The organism is Streptomyces shinuiensis (assembly GCF_043660855.1).
Lineage (GTDB): Bacteria > Actinomycetota > Actinomycetes > Streptomycetales > Streptomycetaceae > Streptomyces.
The window spans coordinates 3218513-3235608 of record NZ_JBIHML010000001.1 but is presented as its reverse complement, the minus strand read 5'-3'; the positions used below and the strand labels follow the sequence as shown (position 1 = coordinate 3235608).

Here is a 17096-nt window from a genome sequence, read left to right as displayed (position 1 = left end):
TTAACGGTAGGGATGCGGCGAACTACGCTGGGTTGACGAATGCCCCGTGTGCGCGGCACGGGGTGGCCGTCGGTGTGTGTCAGGGGTGCGCATGTCCAGGGAGCCACGCGGGCCGAACGAGAAACTCGGTGCCGTCCTCGCCCTCGCCGGGATCAGCAACGCCGGGCTCGCCCGCCGGGTCAACGACCTCGGTGCACAGAGAGGTCTGACCCTCCGCTACGACAAGACATCGGTCGCCCGGTGGGTGTCCAAGGGCATGGTGCCGCAGGGTGTGGCCCCCCATCTGATCGCCGCCGCGATCGGCAGCAAGCTGGGGCGTCCCGTCCCGCTGCACGAGATCGGCCTGGCGGACGCCGATCCGGCCCCGGAGGTCGGCCTGTCCTTCCCCCGCGACGTCGGGGCGGCCGTGCGGTCGGCCACCGAGCTGTACCGGCTGGATCCGGCCGGGCGGCGCGGCGGGGGCGTGTGGCAGTCGCTGGCGGGATCGTTCTCGGTGAGCGCCTACGCCGTGCCCACCTCGCGCTGGCTCATCAAGCCCGCCGACAGTTCGGTGGCGCGGGACGCGCCGGCCCTGGCCGGGACTGCCCTGACCGGGACTGCCGGGTTCGGGGCCGGGGCCGCCGCGGCGGGCATGGCGCCCGGTCCCGCCGACGAGCAGCGCCCGCCCCTGCCCGCCCCCACGTCCCCGCGCGTGGGCCACAGCGATGTGGCCAAGCTGCGGGAGGCCGCGCAGGAGGCCCGGCGCTGGGACTCCAAGTACGGCGGCGGCGACTGGCGTTCGTCGATGGTGCCCGAGTGCCTGCGGGTGGACGCCACCCCGCTGCTGCTGGGCTCCTACAGCGACGAGGTGGGGCGCTCACTGTTCGGCGCCACCGCCGAACTGACGCGCCTGGCCGGGTGGATGGCCTTCGACACCGGTCAGCAGGAGGCCGCGCAGCGCTACTACATCCAGGCACTGCGGCTGGCCCGGGCGGCGGCGGACGTGCCGCTGGGCGGGTACGTGCTGGCGTCGATGTCGCTGCAGGCCACGTACCGCGGCTTCGCCGACGAGGGCGTGGACCTGGCGCAGGCGGCGCTGGAGCGCAACCGCGGCCTGGCCACGGCCCGCACGATGAGCTTCTTCCATCTGGTCGAGGCCCGCGCCCTGGCCAAGGCCGGCGAGTCGGCGGCCTGCGGTACCTCGCTCGCGGCGGCCGAGGGCTGGCTGGAGCGCTCCCGCGACGGCGACCCGGACCCGTCCTGGCTCGATTTCCACTCCTACGACCGCCTCGCCGCCGACGCCGCCGAGTGCTACCGCGATCTGAAGGCCCCGCGCCAGGTGCGCCGCTTCACCGAGCAGGCGCTGTCACGGCCGACGGAGGAGTTCGTCCGCTCGCACGGTCTGCGGCTGGTGGTCTCGGCGGTCGCCGAGCTGGAGTCGGGCAATCTGGATGCGGCCTGCGCGGCGGGCACGCGGGCCGTGGAGGTCGCCGGGCGGATCTCCTCGGCGCGGACGACGGAGTACGTGCGGGACCTGCTGCACCGGCTTGAGCCGTACGGCGACGAGCCGCGTGTGGCGGAGCTGCGGGAGCGGGCGCGCCCACTGCTCGCCGCCCCGGCGTGACACGGCCGCCCGCCCCGCCGCACCCGCCCGCGGCGCCAGGGGGGCCCGGCGGACGCCGTGTGCCCGGTGTGCCCGGGCGCGGGCCGTACGGGCCGCCTCCGGGAGCCGTTCACGTATCCGTGCGCGACCGGACGGTTGTCCGTCAGTGGTCCGGGCCATGATGGAGGACGTGTCCTCTGTCTCCTCGGCCGCCTCCTCCCCGCCCCCTTCCGACTGCGCGCCCACCGTGCGGCGCGCTGCGTACGACTGCGACGTGCTGGTGGTCGGCGGCGGAATCGTCGGCCTGTCGACGGCGTACGCGCTCACGCGCGCCCGGCCCGGTACGCGGGTGGTGGTGCTGGAGAAGGAGTCCGGCCCGGCCCGGCACCAGACCGGCCGCAACAGCGGGGTGATCCACAGCGGCGTCTACTACCGTCCCGGTTCGCTCAAGGCCCGCTTCGCGGCGCGGGGTGCGACGGAGATGGTCAAGTTCTGCGCGGAGTACGGCATCGCGCACCGGGTGACGGGGAAGCTGATCGTCGCCACCGAGCGCGCGGAGCTGCCCCGGCTGCACGCGCTGGTGCAGCGCGGCCGGGAGAACGGCATCCCGGTGCGCGAGCTGGGACCGGCCCAGATCGCCGAGTACGAACCGCATGTGAACGGCCTGGCGGCCATCCACGTCGCCACCACCGGCGTCTGCGACTACGGCGCGGTCGCCGCCGAACTGGCCCGCCTGGTGGAGGCGGCCGGCGCCGAGGTGCGCCACGGCTCGGAGGTCGTCGCCGTGGACCGCCGCCCGGGTGTGGGCGTGGCCGTCCGTACGGCGGCGGGTCCGGTGGTGCGGGCCCGCGCCATGGTCAACTGCGCGGGGCTGCACTGCGACCGGGTGGCCCGGCTGGCGGGCGACGCACCGCCGGTGCGGATCGTGCCGTTCCGCGGGGAGTACCACGAACTGGCCCCGGAGCGCGGCGCCCTGGTGCGGGGCCTGGTCTACCCGGTGCCGGATCCGGCGTTCCCCTTCCTGGGCGTCCACCTCACGCGCGGCATCGACGGCTCGGTCCACGTCGGCCCCAACGCCGTACCCGCCCTGGCCCGCGAGGGCTACCGGTGGCACACCGCCCGCGCCCGCGATCTGGCCGGGACGCTGGGCTGGCCCGGCTTCTGGCACCTCGCCCGCCGCCACTGGCGCTACGGGGCCGGGGAGATGCGACGCTCGCTGTCGAAGGCGGCCTTCACCGAGGCGGTGCGCCGGCTGCTGCCGGAGGTGGAGGCCGCCGATCTGCGCCCCGCCCCGGCCGGGGTGCGGGCCCAGGCGGTCGGGCGGGACGGCGCGCTGGTCGACGACTTCCTGATCACCGAGGCCCCGCACACCGTCCACGTCCTCAACGCGCCCTCCCCGGCTGCGACGGCGTCCCTGCCGATCGGCCGCGAGGTGGCGCGGCGGGCGCTGGCGGCGCTGGACGCCACCCGCTGAGGCCCGCCCGCCGTGCCGCGGCCGCGGGGCCGGGCCGGGGCCGCCGGCGGCCCTACGGCTTGCGCGCGAGCCCGCCGTACACGGCCGTCTCCGGGCCCAGCTCGCCCTCCGGCCGCCACCACGAGCACGAGACGACACCGGGCTCCTGCAGTTCCAGCCCCTCGAAGAAGCCCGCGATCTCCTCCGGGCCGCGCGGGGTGTACGGGGTGGCGGTGCCCCGGGCGTTGTGGTTCTCGATGGCCCGGACGTAGACCGGGTCGGCGGTGGAGCCGTCGTTCAGGCCGAGGAAGCTGCCCGGCGGCAGGGCATCGACCAGCCGCCGCACCACCGCGCGGGCCTCGTCGTAGTCGGGGACCAGGCCCAGGATGCCCATGAGCATCAGCCCGACCGGGCGCGAGAAGTCCAGCGTCCGCGCGGCCTCGGCCAGGATCTTCTCGGAGTCGCGGACGTCGGCGTCGATGTAGTCGCACGCGCCCTCGGTGGAGCTGGTGAGCAGGGCGCGGGCGTGCACCAGTACCAGGGGGTCGTTGTCGACGTAGACGATCCGCGACCCGGGGGCGGTCCGCTGGGCGACCTCGTGGGTGTTGTCCCTGGTGGGCAGGCCGGTGCCGATGTCCAGGAACTGCCGGACCCCCTCCTTCCCGGCCAGGTGCGCCACCACGCGTCCGATGAAGGCGCGCGAGGTGCGGGTGATGTCGCGCATGCCGGGGAAGGCCGCCAGGATCTTCTCGGCGGCCTCCGCGTCGACCTCGTAGTAGTCCTTGCCGCCCGCCAGGTAGTTCCATATCCGGGCCGAGTGGGGCCGGGAGCTGTCGATCCCGCTCCCGCCGCCCGGCCGCACGGCACCGCCCGCGGTCCCGTCAGCCGTTCCGTCCGCCATCCTGTCCGCCTCCTTGTGCCGACCGTGAGAGGCACACGATCCCACACGGCGTCAGCCCCCACCCACCCCCGGGCCTGGTCGCGGCGGGGTCCTCCCCCGGTCCGGGGGATGCCCGCAGTCCGGATTCCCGGCCTCCGCGGAACGACCGCCCTCATGACCGAACACGACGTCCGGCCCGGCGCCCGGGCCGCCGCCCTCCCGCTCTCCCGCTCTCCCCGGCCGACCGGGTCCGTGCCGGGCGGCCGTAGACTCGTACGCACTGTGTCCGAGAAGATTCCCCAGCCCGCCGAAGCGGCGGAAGCACCCGAAACGCACCCCGGAGCGCGCGGAGCGCTCGCGGCCCCCGGCCGGAGCACGCAGGGCACGCAGGGCGTCATGTTCCCCGACGGCGCCGGCCCATCCGCCAACCCCGTCGGGGACCGCCACGAGCGCCGCATCCGCAGCTTCCAGCCGCGCCGCAGCCGCGTGACCGCCGCCCAGCGGGACGCGCTGCTGCGGCTGTGGCCGAAGTGGGGCGTGGAGATCGACGGCGACCGCCGCCTCGACCTCGACGAACTCTTCGACACCCTCCCGCCCGGCTCGCCCGTGGTGCTGGAGATCGGTTTCGGCATGGGCGAGGCCACCGTGCGCATGGCCGCCGACGACCCGGACACCGGCGTCCTCGCCGCCGACGTCCACACCCCCGGCCAGGGCAACCTGCTGGGGCAGGCCGAACGGCAGGGGCTGTCCAACGTCCGGGTCGCCAACGGCGACGCGATCATCCTGCTGCGCGAGATGCTCGACCCCGGCACCCTCGCCGGGATCCGCGTCTTCTTCCCGGACCCGTGGCCCAAGAAGCGCCACCACAAGCGCCGCATCGTCCAGCCGGAGTTCGTGGAGCTGGCCGCCTCCCGGCTGCGGCCGGGAGGGCTGCTGCACTGCGCCACCGACTGGGAGCCGTACGCCGAGCAGATGCTCCAGGTCCTCACCGGCTGCCCGGCCCTGGAGAACACGCAGCCGGGCGGCGGCTTCGCGCCGCGCCCGGACTTCCGGCCGCTCACCCGCTTCGAGCGGCAGGGCCTGGACAAGGGCCACGTCGTCCGCGACCTCCTCTTCCGCCGCCTCCCCTGACCGGCCGGCGGGCCCGGCCGCTTCCCCGCCACCGGAGTCCGCCGCCCCGACCTCGCTCCCCCGGTCCCAGGAGCCGGGAGACCGAGGTCGGTACTGAGCGCGGCTGCACGCCTACTCAGGAAAAGAAGCCGGGCGTTTTCTCGTCAGGTGTGCCGACCAGGAGAGCACGGTCGAGAAAGATGTTGTTCATCTCGCAACTCGTCTCCGGCAACAGAACGCAGGCATGGCAGGCGGCGAGATTGAGACTGTTCACGCCACTCGCGTCGGACTCCATGCAAAGGGGGTCCGACGAGCACCATGAAATCCGCTCGAGCGCCGACTTCAGCGAGTTCGCCAGCTTCTCCGGTTCTCCTTGAGAGACGATACCTCCGAGGCTTCCCGCCGAATCGCTGGTGGCAGTGTAGAGGAGCACCCCGGCCATCTCCTCGTTGACGTAGAGACGCTCTCGGATCGCGGAGGCGGGATAGCCGCAGTCCAGACTCCACTCATTGATCAGCACGTGCGCCAGGGTGTGAAGAAGGACGAACCGCGAGGTCAACGAAGAGCGAACAGGGACGTTCCGATCTCCGACATACCTACGGAGATGGCGCTCATGGTTGCGGCGCAGCCGTCGCGCGCGAGCCTCGGGGGTGTGGGGGCCGGTAGGCGATTCCCAGGCCGACAGCTTCTCGCGGTCCAGCGCGACAAAAACCCCCTCGCCGATGACCTCGATGGCCGGCAGCCAGTCTATTTCATCGTCCAACGCGAGTTTGACCGCGCGCTCCCGATCTTCCTTGGTCCGCGCAAGAGGTTCTATTCGAGTGAAGCTGTGGAGTGCCCGTACCTCGCGGAGTCGCTTGACCAACATGATCTGGCCAATTCCCGGTACTTCCAGTTCACCTGCGTTCTCCGGAGGCAGGCAGACGAAGTGCTGGTTCTCCGGGTTTTCCGGAGTCTCCCTGCACAGCTGCCGGTACTCCTCCTGCCGGATCCTGCCCGCGGCCTCGAACTCGGTGTTCTCCTCGGGCTCCTCCTGCGGCTGCTCGCCGGCGCTCTCCAGTGTCCGTACCGCTCCGATCACTTCCTCGACGCCGTAGCGCCCCTTGTCGAGCCATCCCTCGTCGCGGGCATACTCCTCAATGCGCTCGTCGCTCTTGTTGATCAGATGCCGCTTGTGTCGTTCGACCAACTGCATCAGTTTGCGGTGCCACGGCGGGATGGACAGTGCGGAGGCCACGTTGGGGAACCAGGCTGCGGACGAACCGCGCTGCAGCACGCGGAGGGGACTGGCACAGTTCGCCTCGCGTGCGCTTCTGCCGAACCAGGGGCGACCGCCTCGGCAGGTGATCCCCAACTCGGCCATGGCGTCCCGACTGAAGGCGCCCTCCAGCGATCCGCTCTCACCGCAGTCGCACTTGATCACAATTCCGCGCAGACTGGCCGTCCGTCCCTCACTGTGGAGGGTTAACCGGGCCTTCGCCGGATCGCAACCGCGGTGAGCCCTACGTTCCTCACCACGCCGGGCGTGCAGCCATCGCCAGTACGGGAACTCGTCGAGGTGGCCGTGGGCACACGCGACGACGAAGCGGGACGGCACGAGGGGAGCCTCGCAGTCGCCGCACACATTGTCGTTGCGCCGACCGCCGAAGTCCCGGAACGGCCTCAGCGCACAGCACTTCGGGCAGGAGTAGGTCTCAGGAAAACGACGTACCTTCACGCCTTTCCCGGTAGGCGCCGGAGCCGCAGGGGGCAACCGGAAGCTGTTCACCCCGAGACGCTGCTGCAGACGCGGCTCGGACAGGATGTCGGCGTCCCCGGTGTCCCAGGTGTCCAGGCCGCTGACGATGTACGACTGGTCACCGATGGCGATCATCGCTCCGACGCCGTACGTGGTGATCTGCTGGGCACGTCGCACCGAACCCAGCGGTGCCCTGCGTACCTTCTCCTGTCGCGCTGCGGTGCCGGAGGCGCCGGCCGAGGATCGACGTGCCATGTCAGCTCTCCAGGTAGAGGTCGGACTCGACATCGACGTCGCGGAGGCTCCACAGCGTGTCGCGGGCCTCTTCGAGGTCGAGATCGGAGTGGGTGCGGAGCAACGCGGTATCGGGGTCGCGGTCCGGGTTCGGGCTGTAGGTGTAGCGCGCCTCGTACAGCAACCTGTCGTTCTCCTCGGCGAGCCGGCTCCAGTGGCTGATGAACTCCCTCAACTCCATGTCCGTGGCATCGGCTTCCTCCTTCTCGATTCCGCGCACCCGGGTCACCAGGACGGTGCGCAGGTCGTGCAGGTCCTGCTCGAAGGCGTTCACATTGGCCGCGGCCCTGTTCGGACGCGCGATCGGCAGCACCAACCGAGCCAGCCCGACGAAGACCGCGTGCAGGGCCCGGTCGCGGGCGCGGGCGGAGTAGGGGGTGACGCTGGTCGACTCCACCTGCTTGTAGAGAGCCGAGTGGTACGGGACGTAGTCCTCATAGTGCGACAGGTCACGGGATCGGGCGGAGTTGAACAGGGTGACCACCAGTCCGGGATGCCGGCGCCCCACACGGCTGGTGGCCTGGATGTACTCGGCCGTCGTCTGCGGTTGCCCCAGGACGGCCATCAACCCCAACCGATCGATGTCGACACCCACCGAGATCATGTTGGTGGCGAGCACGACGTCCACCGCCGCGCCGGAGCCGAGGGTGTGTGCCAGTTCACCCAGCCGGTCGGGGATCTCGCTGGAGGGGACACGGCTTGTCAGCTCTTTCGGAACGACTTCACGGGGCGGGTCGCCACCGTCCCGTTGTGCATGGGTCTTCAGCCTCTCGTTGACATCGGCGTGCACCTGTAGCTCGGCCGCCGCGAGCAGACGGAGGCTGTTGAAGTAACCGACCAGGGTCCAGTAGGCGTCCCGGACCGCATCCTCGCCCTCGATCCGACCGGCATGGTGCAGGAGTGAGGCATAGGCTCGAATCAGCAGGGTCGCCTGGGAGATACCCGGGGTGAGCAGTCCGACATAACGGCGTGATGCCTTGCGTTCGGCGGGGGCCTGGACCGCAAACCAGGAGTCACGGGCGTCGAGACCTGCCGGCGGGAACTGCGCCACTTCTCGGTCGAAAAGGGCCTTCCCCTGATCCCCCGCACGGCGGATGGTGGCCGTGGACGCGATGACCTTGGGACGATCCGCAGCGATGTCGATCGCCGCCTCGTACAGGCCGGTGAGCGTGCCGAGAGGCCCGGAGATGAGGTGCAGCTCATCCTGGACGATCAACTCGGGTGGGGGCGTGCCGTGCGCGTCGGTGTTCCGGTTGAACAGGGCGGACACGTCATCCCGCCAGGCCACCCGCGCGAACTTGTCGACCGTGGCGATGACCAGTGTGGGGCGCACCCGGTAGAGCTCGGAGTCCACCACATGCACCGGCAACCCGTTGTCGTAGTCGCAGCCCTCGCCCGGGCAGTTGATCGACATGTGGCCGCGATCCACATCGACCGCGTAGTCCTCCGCCCGCAATGCCGTACCGCACCAGGGGCAGTCACGGAGTTGCACCGGATTCTGTTCCTGCAGCATCTCGCCTTTGCGTATCTTCCGCAGAGCGGTCCTGGCCTCCTCCAGGTTGTTCGGGGTGGCCGCCCGTCCCACCCACATACCGACGGAGATCGGCTCATGCCCGAAACGCTCGGGATTCTCCGCACGGACCCGATCCATGGCGCACATCAGCCTGGCGGCACGCTCGAACTGTTGCAGGGTGAGCAGCCTGAGCGTGTAGCGCATGAAGACCGTGACGCCACCGCCCGCCTTGCCCCGGAGCAGCCGGCGGTGAAACACGGCGAAGGCGATCAGGCCGAGGTAGGCCTCGGTCTTGCCACCGCCGGTGGGGAACCACAGCAGATCCACGATGTCGCGGTCCTCGTGCTCGGGGTCGACGATCCCGTTCAGGCAGAGCAGCAGGAAGCCGATCTGGAACGGGCGCCAGGTTCCCTGCGGCTGTGGCTGCCCCTTGCGGCCGTCCCTGATCCACAGACTGCGGCCGAGTTGCCGCGCCATGGCCTTGTTGGCCGTTCGGAAGGCCTCCATGGCACGCTCGTCGCGCTCCAGCAGTCGGATGCCGGCCATCATGCGTTTCTGGGCTATGCGGCACAACCGCATCTGTTTACAGGCGAGTTCGAGGTACTCGGTGCTTCCGTAGAGACCGTCGCGCAACTCCTCGATCTCGACTTCTCGTTCGTCAATCCAGCGCCCGTAGGCGTCGACCAGTTCGCGAAGCCATTCCACGATCTGTTCCGGTGTCGCCTCGGCCAGCGTCTGCATCCCGAGACGGCGTACGTCGATGTCCGGGTTGGAATCGGTGAGCAGTACCTCGTACGTCGGGACGAATTCCGTACGGACGCAGGCCACCCCTGCAGGCTCGCCTCCCTCGGGGAACTCGCCGACGGCCGGAGGTGTCCAGTCCCAGTCGGCGGCACAACCATGGCCGGTCGCGAAGGAGGGGACATGACGGTGGAGAAGCCTGTTGAGTCGAACCTCCTCGTCCGCGCCTCCCTCCGTCGGACGCTCCACCAGAGCGGGCACACGACCGGGAATCTCGACGCGCAACCCGGCCTGGAAGAAACAACGGGTGTCGCGAATATCGGCCTTGCCCACCAGATGGGTGTTCACCAGGGTCGCCGTGACACTCACGGTGCCCCGCGGGCCGCTCGGCCGGCGAACCCGCACCCGCAGCTCCAGACCCGGTGCAAGCTTGACCGGCTCCTGAAGAATTTCCGTGACATCCACTGTCACCGGGGACAGTTCGAGCGGACGGCGGCGCCAGTGGAGGTCCTGTGCCTCCAAGGCTCGTCGCTCCGCGCGCTCCGGCACGGTGATGCGTCCCTGGCTGTCCACCGGGTCGTACACGGCGGCAGTGGGAGTGATCGTTATGGAGCGGCTGCGTGAGGGATCCACGGCGAAGGTGATCCCGGTGGCCGAAGGACGCTGGATGCTCGCCAGGTCGATTCCAGTGTCCGGTACCTCGTCGACGGCGAGTGTGGAGTCCGCGTCGTCGTCGTAGCCGTCCTCCTCCGCGTCCTCACGGGCCAGTTCATCGTCCTCGGTACGAGGGAAGAGAACTCCGGTGGAGTAGGTCGTCACGGGCCAGTCGTCCAACAGTTCCGTGAAGTCGGCCTGTTCACCGTTCGGCCCGAGAAGGTCGGCCTTGAGCCGCTCCACCAGCTCGGCACGGAATCGGTAGTGTTCTTCGAGGTCGGGCATCGTTGTTCTCAGTCCTTTTCCGTTTCCGCGCGGTCGTACTGGAAGCGGCCGAGGCCGGTCGGGCGAGGGGCGAGCCATACGCCCAGCTCGCCGAGCCCTGCGTGGACGGCGGCTCCGCGCTCGCCCACGACTGTCTCCACCGTGTCGATACGCAGGTCCGTGATGCGACGGGGCCAGCTCCGAGGCTGGTAGGTCCTGGACTGCTGCATGTGGCGGTAGAGGTCATGGCGGAACTTCTCCGAGACCACACCGATCGCGCGATCTCCGTGGAACAGCGCATAACCGGGACCGACTCGCTTCTCGTGGTCCTCGGACACGTCGTCGATCCGTTCCAGCATTACCGGATCTCCCGAAGCGGTCCGGGAGTAGAGATGCTCCTGCTGAGACACAGGGTCGTCCTCGATCTGGTAACTGCCTGCCGGGTGGTGGGGGTGGATGTCACCCGCAAGGAGTTCCAGTCCTGAACGCCTCCAGTGCTGGTACCCGAAGCGCGCCCACCTGTCCGTCCGCCGGTCCTTGCGGACCAGCCGGAACCCACCGCGATACGGAAGGACTTCCCGCGGGAGATCCAACCGGTACAGCTCCCTACGGGAACGGGTCATGGCCACATACAGCGCGCGTGCACGATCAGCCACGTCAACGGGCAGGTCCCCCTCCTCCACGCTGATCTGGCCAGGGTCCACCACCAGGACACGGTCGAACTCCAGCCCCTTGGCGCGGTGGAAGGTGGATATCACCAAGGGGTGCGCAGGCTGGGCGGTCAGTTCGTCCGGCAGTCTTCCGACGGAGACGGCATCACGCAGACGCGACAGGTCAACGGAACGCCCCGTTCTTTCACGGGTGCTGACGCGCAGCAGGCGCCACACACGTTCGCGCTCCTCCTCCACGCTGGCACCGATGAGCGACGGATACAGCTCGTCGAAACGTTGCCTGGTCAAGGCAAGAGTTCCTTGAGCGGCTCGCATCAACTCGCTCAACCACGCCGGAACCGCACGGTCCTGGGCCGCACGACGCACCTGATGTGGCACACCCGCACCGTGCAGCCACTCGGAGACCAGCAACACCTCTCCGTTGGTACGACACAGCACGGCCGTGGTGGTGTCGGTGGCACACAAGGAGTCCCTGATGAAAGGCACACCGATGTCACCGAAGTCCATTCGTGCTGCGAGTTCCAGCCGCAGCTCCTCGTAGGCCCGCTCCGCCTCGGCGAGAGTCGCGCATCCACGCATCACACCCTCGAAGGACAGCGCCGAGCGTGCCTCGTCGGTGGCCGCCCGGAAATTTCGGGTCAGCGATAGTTCGACCAGGTCGTCCACGAAGGTGTTGCGGAGCCAGTCGAAGAAGCGGTTGGTCTCGACAAGGCGCTCGTCCGGGTCGGTGACCTGATAGCTGTAGATCGCCTGGGCCGGGTCGCCGACGATGGTGAACCCACAGTCGTAGGACTCCAGCAACACCTCGATCAGCTCGCGGCGTTCACCGACCAGATCCTGCACCTCGTCGATCACGACATGCCGCAACTCGTCGAGCCACTCCGGAGCCCGTCCTTCGTCGGCCACCACCTTCGTGGCCTCTCGAATCCGCTCGTCGAAGGAGCGTGTCCTCCAGTCGACATCGGCCGCGACCTCGTTGAGAATCTCCAGGGCCCATGAGTCGAAGGTCGTCACCCGGACGTGTCGGGAGCGGTCCCCGTGCCGCGACAGTCGCTCCCGCAGCTCCCGCACCGCGGCACGGGAGAAGGTGAGCACCAGGACATCGCCGGTGGTCAGCCCCTCGTCGGTCACCAGGGCCTCGATGCGGCATACCAGCGTGTGCGTCTTCCCGGCCCCCGCTCCGGCGGTGACCAGCACCATGGCGTCCGCGGACTGCTCCACGACCGCACGCTGCTCATCGGTCAACGCAGAGCTGCCCAGGTACGGGCCGGCGGTCATGCGCTCCCCTTCCACAGGTACTCGAACTCGGTGTAGGCGAGATCCCTGCCGAAGTTCTCGATGTTGTCCTTGACGTTGAGAATCAGGCAGCTCTCCTTGCCACCGTTCAAAGGGCCGCGCAGACCACGCCCGATCATCTGGATGTAGGTGTTCGGACTGAAGGTGGGCCGAGCCACGACCACGGCTCGGACCGCCGGGGCATCAAAGCCCTGGGTGAGTACGTTGTAGTTGGTGAGAACCTGGGTCTTCCCCTTGCGGAAGGCGTCGATGCGCCGGTTCCGGATACCGGTGGACGTCTTGGAGTCCACAGAAGCGGCGGCGATACCGCTCTCGTTGAGCAGCGCGGACAGTACGTGGGCATGCTCCACCGAGGTGGCGAATACCAGCACAGGCCAGTGCTGCGGCAGTCGTTCGATCTCCTCGATGATGCGCTTCGTACGGTTGACGTCCTGGGCCAGCCGTGCGGTAACGGCGGCGGGCAGTGTCATGCTGTTGCTGTTGGTGACCTGAGTGACCTGCTCCGGAGAGAGGGTGTACTTACCGCCGGGAAGCACACGTTGCTCCACCTGGGAAAGCACTCCGATCTCCTGGAGGTGCGAATAGGGGTCATCCCCTTCGAAGACGCCGTGGTCCAGCCGCTTGTGTCCGAACCTGGCCGCCAAGCGTCGGGTCTCCTCCTCGCCGCTGCCGCGGAACGCGGTCGCGGTGAGTCCGACGAGGTGCCGCGAAGTCCGGTACTGGTCGATGCCGAGCGCGTCCAGGATCCTCGTATAGGTCTTGGGCACGGCAAAGTGGGCCTCGTCCACAATGACCGCGTAGGCCTCTCGCAGCCAGGCGTACTGCTCGGTGGCTATGTGGCGGGAGAGAGTGTCGTCGATCGCCACCACGACCTGCGGACCTCCGGGCGCCGGCTCCGCCGCCATGCCGCCCCACATTCGACTGATGCGCAGACTCTGGTCGGGCCCGGTCTGGGACCAGACGAACTTCCACGTCTCAATGGCCTGTTCGCAGAGTTCCCCACTCTGTGCGACCCACAGGACCGGCCCCGTCACAACACCGTCGGCGATCGCCTGGACGGTCGCCTCCACCGCGATGCGCGTCTTGCCCGCACCGGTGGGAATCTGCAGCATGGCTCGCTTCTCGTCCATACGCACCAAGTGCTGGTACATGTTGGCGACCAGCCGCATCTGGTACGGATGCAGTGGCAGCGGCTTGCGCGGACCTACCACGGTCTCGAACGGCGGCGGCGCCTGCCCCGTCTCCTGATCTCCGGCCCACTCGGCCGGGAACCCGTAGGTCTTCACGAAATTCCGGGCAGCATGCCCACCTGCCCAGTTCTTCTGGGGGGCGTCGAAGCCCGCCTTCACCAGTGCCGGGGCGAGCTGGCGCAGCACTTCCTCGCCATGTGTGGCGATGACCAGCTGAGCGATTCGCAGGTTGTCCGGCGCCTCGCCGTTCAGCTCCTCGTCCGCGATCAGCAGTCCGGGGGGAAGCTCCTCGCGGAGCCTTTCGGCGCCCAGCGCCAGCAGCAGTTTGCGCGCGGGGTCGGGCTCCCGGCGCACCTTGAGGAAGCGCTCCCCCTCCTTATCCTTCTCCTGCTGTTGCAGCAGAGCTCGGCAGCCGGAATCACCCAGTCGCAGCTCCAGAACCCGGTCCACGGCGCACAGCACGTCCAGCTCGCCGTCCGGCCCGCACAACAGGACGGTGTCGCCCTCCCGGGCCTCGGTGAGCGGCTCCTCCCTCCGCCCCTCCGGTGTACGGACCACCTTGGCCAGGTCGGAGCAGTGCACCAGCTGCCATTCGGTACCGTGCGGAAGCCTTTGACGCAGCCGCGGATAGAGGTCGGTGAGCTGTGTCGGAGTACCCAGCTCGACGAAGGTGAGTTCCTCCTGGAGGAGTTCGGAGGGAGCCCGTAGCGGCCACTCGTCGACCATCCGCTCCGCGTCCTCGGCGGTGGGCGCCAGCATGGCGGGCACCTTCTCCCTCTGAAGAATGCGGTACTGCTCGAGGTCCGCGGTGACGGCGATCTCCTCGTCGGAGCGTGTGGCCCACTCCTCCCCCACCTGGCAACGGGTGAGCGCGTCCTCCGGCCAGGGGATCTCCTCGACGTCGAAGCGGGTCAGCAAGGCGTAGGCACTGCCGACGAAACCGGCGTCCTCGCTGCCGAGAACGCGGGTGATGAGCTCCTCCCACAGATTCTGCGATACCGAATCGAAGGTCGTGGTCAGTCGGAGAGCACGAGCCGTCTCCATGTCGACATCGGCTACGGGCAACAACTCGCGGTCCAACCGGAGTTCCGGGCTGACGCACTCACTCGGCCTACGGATGCCGAGTGAGGTGGGCACCACGCCTTCCTGCCGCAACATCCATACGATCGGCGACCGCACCGATTCCTGGGTGTTGCGGTTGGCCCCCACCTGCAGAGTCCAGTTGTGCACCAGGCCGTGACGGGGCAAGTGCTGGACGAAAGCGGCACAGCCCTCCCTGGACAGCCTGGGCAGCAGGTGGAGAGGGCCGGCAGGGTTGGCGCCGTCCACCTTGACGGTCTTGAAGTTGGGGCGACGTGCGTCGCTCGGCAGTCTCCGGAGGTACGCCCTGTAAATCCTGTCGCGGTACTCCTCGAACCAGTCGTCCTCGCGCGGGTCGCAGTCGGGAACAGGTCGGTCGGTGGCACCGAGATCCCGCAGCAGGGCGGTATCGGTACGGTGGAAGACGGGATCGATGAGCAGCTCGCGATCCCTGGTCCCGTCGACCGGCACCACCGGGCCGCCTAGGAAGGCGTCACGGATCGGTCGGAACACACCGTCGGCCGTACGGACCTTGATGGTGCGAGCGGGCTTCTCGATCTTGGATTTGATCACCACGGCGGCACGGCCTCCACCCGCCTGCCGCGTCAGCTGCCAGAAGTCCTCCCACTCGGCGTTGCCGTAGCGACCGAGACCACGGTCCAGAACGGCTTTGAGTCGCCCCTCGGCATCCGCCTCCGGGATGCCCAGCGCCTCCAGCGCGTGTCGCGCCCGATCGTCGACAACAACATCCGGGTGCACATACACCATGTCGTCGCGCAACCCGCCGCCATCGATCGCGCTGCGGCGGTAGATCCTGCCGCGTGCCGGCGCCACCAGATCACCGCGCTCGGTGAGCAGGACACGCGCACCGACCGCTTCGGTGGCGTACTCGGAACCGACAGCTTCCATGTCGGCGACAATGCGCAGTGCGAGCGCCGAAGCCACGGGAGTGCGATCCGCGACCAGTGCCTCCAGCCACTCGACGACGGAGGCAGGGCGCACTCCTGCAATCTCCATGATGTCGCGCACCCTGGAGCGGCGTTCCCGGCTCTCCACTGAGTGGTGGCACCAGTTGATAGGGCTGCCGGAATGCTCTGCCCAGAACTTCAGCCATTCCTCCCGAAGCCCCTCGGGGTGGAGACGGAGATCCTCGGGTTTGCGCAGAACACCACGCCGATCGGGCAGGGACGGCTCCTGCGCGGCGACCCGCAGCACCTCCTTGCTGAGCATCTCGTCACCCCACTGAGACGCCTCGCGTCCGCGCGCGGTGAGCAGAGTCAGGTAGGAGCCCGGGTCGTCGTCCTCCACCAGGCGCGGCAGTGAGGCGACGATCAGTTCGGCGGCCACTCGGACGAGTTCGGCGTTGAAGTCGCTCTTGGTCAGGTTCTGCCGGTCTTCGGGCGTCTTCCAGGGTGCGTTGAGGATGCCTGTGAGAGTGGTGTCGTAGTGGGTCGGGAAGAAGGCCCAGAAGCTACCCCTCTTCTTCCGTGCCTCGACCCCTTTGCCGGGAACAGCCCAGGAGAGCCGAATCACCGGACGCTCGTGCAACTCGCCTGCTGTCTTCTGGGCCTCGGTGGACGGCTGGTGGTCGATGTGGAAGACATCCCATCGCTCATTGCGTACCGGCTTGCCGTTGTTCTCCTCGATGACCCGGTGCTCGGTGTCGTGTGTCCGCTGCCGCAGCACGCGCTGCATCCGGTTGTTGCTCCGGCGGTCCTCCAGCACGACCGAGGCCACATGGGAGGAGAACAGCATGAAGTGCGCCGGAAAGTTGCGCAGGTCCTTTCCCAGACGGCGATCCGCACCGGGGTGCAGGGGCAGCACGACCGTTGTGGACGCCCACTTCATCAGTTCGTCGAGAACAGGGTCCTGCGTCCGGTCGGTGGCCAGGTCGAGAGGCTGTGCCATGCGCAGCACCGGAGTCTCGTCCCTCTCCGAAAGCTGAGGCACTATCTCTCGAATACGTGCGGCGGACCATGCCTTGTCGAACCCGAAGCAGCCCGAGGTGCTGTAGAAGCAGGGGGTGTCGGTGATACTGAGTACCGACTTCACACCGACTCCGAAGCGGCCGATCTGTCCCCCCCTCTTCCGGGACACAGCCATTCGCAGGATGGTGTCGGCGCCTCCGGGCGAGACCGGGTTCCCGGTGTTGGCGCAGTACAGGTGTGTATCGGTGAGCAGGACGTGGATACGCCCTCCGCCGACGTGCTCCTGGTTCTCGTCGGCACCGTTCTGCACCAGCTCGTAGATCTGCCGCTCCCCGTACCCGCCCTGGGTGATGCGGCGTTCGTTGTTCGCATGCTCCTGCACATGGCCGGGATCGGCCCGGTACACCTCGAGAATGCGACGGGACTGGGCAAGGACGGTCCCGATGACGTCCGTGGCGTCGGACATGGCACTGCTCATCGTGCTGCTGGCTCCTGATGCGGTGTTGAACGAGCGAGGGCAGCGTGGGGACCCCCGAAGGTATCCTCATGGGCCCCTCCCGGCCCGACGTCAGGCAAGTATTGGTCTGATCTTTATGTTTTGAGAGCTTGACCACGGAGCAACCGCGCCCCGAACTCCAGATCCCGGAAAACGCGTACTCCTGACTTCCACACACCCGCGACGCAGGGCAGAGGGGTGTTTGT

8 protein-coding genes are annotated in these 17096 nt (G+C 68.7%); 3 read left to right on the top strand and 5 right to left on the bottom strand.

The window, feature by feature from the left end; translation table 11 throughout:
• Positions 1–91: 91 nt before the first annotated feature.
• Together ACGRHY_RS14720 and lhgO are read left to right on the top strand one after the other, a co-directional pair.
• Entirely contained in the window at positions 92–1603 is a 1512-nt protein-coding gene (locus tag ACGRHY_RS14720; RefSeq protein ID WP_394635796.1) for an NsdA family TPR-like regulatory protein, read from the top strand.
• A 160-nt stretch (positions 1604–1763) separates the two neighbouring features.
• The gene (gene lhgO, locus ACGRHY_RS14715) at positions 1764–3056 is read left to right on the top strand and encodes an L-2-hydroxyglutarate oxidase (RefSeq protein WP_394638053.1); all 1293 of its coding nucleotides are present in this window, start codon (positions 1764–1766) and stop codon (positions 3054–3056) included.
• Between the two features lie 52 nt (positions 3057–3108).
• On the opposite strand, the gene ACGRHY_RS14710 is transcribed toward lhgO, so the two are convergent.
• Positions 3109–3936 (bottom strand): SAM-dependent methyltransferase, encoded by an 828-nt coding sequence (locus tag ACGRHY_RS14710; protein ID WP_394635795.1) that lies wholly within the window; start codon positions 3934–3936, stop codon positions 3109–3111.
• 153 nt (positions 3937–4089) lie between these two features.
• Here ACGRHY_RS14710 and trmB point away from each other — a divergent pair, with 153 nt between their 5' ends.
• A complete protein-coding gene (trmB, locus tag ACGRHY_RS14705; protein WP_394635794.1) occupies positions 4090–5046 on the top strand; it encodes a tRNA (guanosine(46)-N7)-methyltransferase TrmB in 957 nt (318 codons plus the stop codon).
• 115 nt (positions 5047–5161) lie between these two features.
• On the opposite strand, the gene drmB is transcribed toward trmB, so the two are convergent.
• The 4 genes from drmB to ACGRHY_RS14685 are packed head-to-tail and all read right to left on the bottom strand — an operon-like array spanning position 5162 to position 16872.
• Positions 5162–7018 (bottom strand): DrmB family protein, encoded by a 1857-nt coding sequence (gene drmB / locus ACGRHY_RS14700; RefSeq protein ID WP_394635793.1) that lies wholly within the window; start codon positions 7016–7018, stop codon positions 5162–5164.
• Position 7019: 1 nt separating this feature from the next.
• On the bottom strand, positions 7020–10250 hold the full coding sequence (locus ACGRHY_RS14695; protein WP_394635792.1) for a helicase-related protein: 3231 nt from the start codon (positions 10248–10250) through the stop codon (positions 7020–7022).
• Between the two features lie 8 nt (positions 10251–10258).
• Complete coding sequence (locus tag ACGRHY_RS14690; RefSeq protein WP_394635791.1) at positions 10259–12178, bottom strand: UvrD-helicase domain-containing protein; 1920 nt, start codon at positions 12176–12178, stop codon at positions 10259–10261.
• A complete protein-coding gene (locus tag ACGRHY_RS14685; RefSeq protein WP_394635790.1) occupies positions 12175–16872 on the bottom strand; it encodes a DEAD/DEAH box helicase in 4698 nt (1565 codons plus the stop codon). Before ACGRHY_RS14685 ends, ACGRHY_RS14690 begins: the two co-directional genes overlap by 4 nt.
• Positions 16873–17096 lie beyond the last annotated feature (224 nt).

Coding starts and splice junctions, on each gene's coding strand:
- drmB (WP_394635793.1), bottom strand. CDS start 7,018: ATGGCACGTCGATCCTCGGCCGGCGCCTCCGGCACCGCAGCGCGACAG.
- ACGRHY_RS14710 (WP_394635795.1), bottom strand. CDS start 3,936: ATGGCGGACGGAACGGCTGACGGGACCGCGGGCGGTGCCGTGCGGCCG.
- lhgO (WP_394638053.1), top strand. CDS start 1,764: ATGGAGGACGTGTCCTCTGTCTCCTCGGCCGCCTCCTCCCCGCCCCCT.
- ACGRHY_RS14690 (WP_394635791.1), bottom strand. CDS start 12,178: ATGACCGCCGGCCCGTACCTGGGCAGCTCTGCGTTGACCGATGAGCAG.
- ACGRHY_RS14720 (WP_394635796.1), top strand. CDS start 92: ATGTCCAGGGAGCCACGCGGGCCGAACGAGAAACTCGGTGCCGTCCTC.
- ACGRHY_RS14695 (WP_394635792.1), bottom strand. CDS start 10,250: ATGCCCGACCTCGAAGAACACTACCGATTCCGTGCCGAGCTGGTGGAG.
- trmB (WP_394635794.1), top strand. CDS start 4,090: ATGACCGAACACGACGTCCGGCCCGGCGCCCGGGCCGCCGCCCTCCCG.
- ACGRHY_RS14685 (WP_394635790.1), bottom strand. CDS start 16,872: ATGAGCAGTGCCATGTCCGACGCCACGGACGTCATCGGGACCGTCCTT.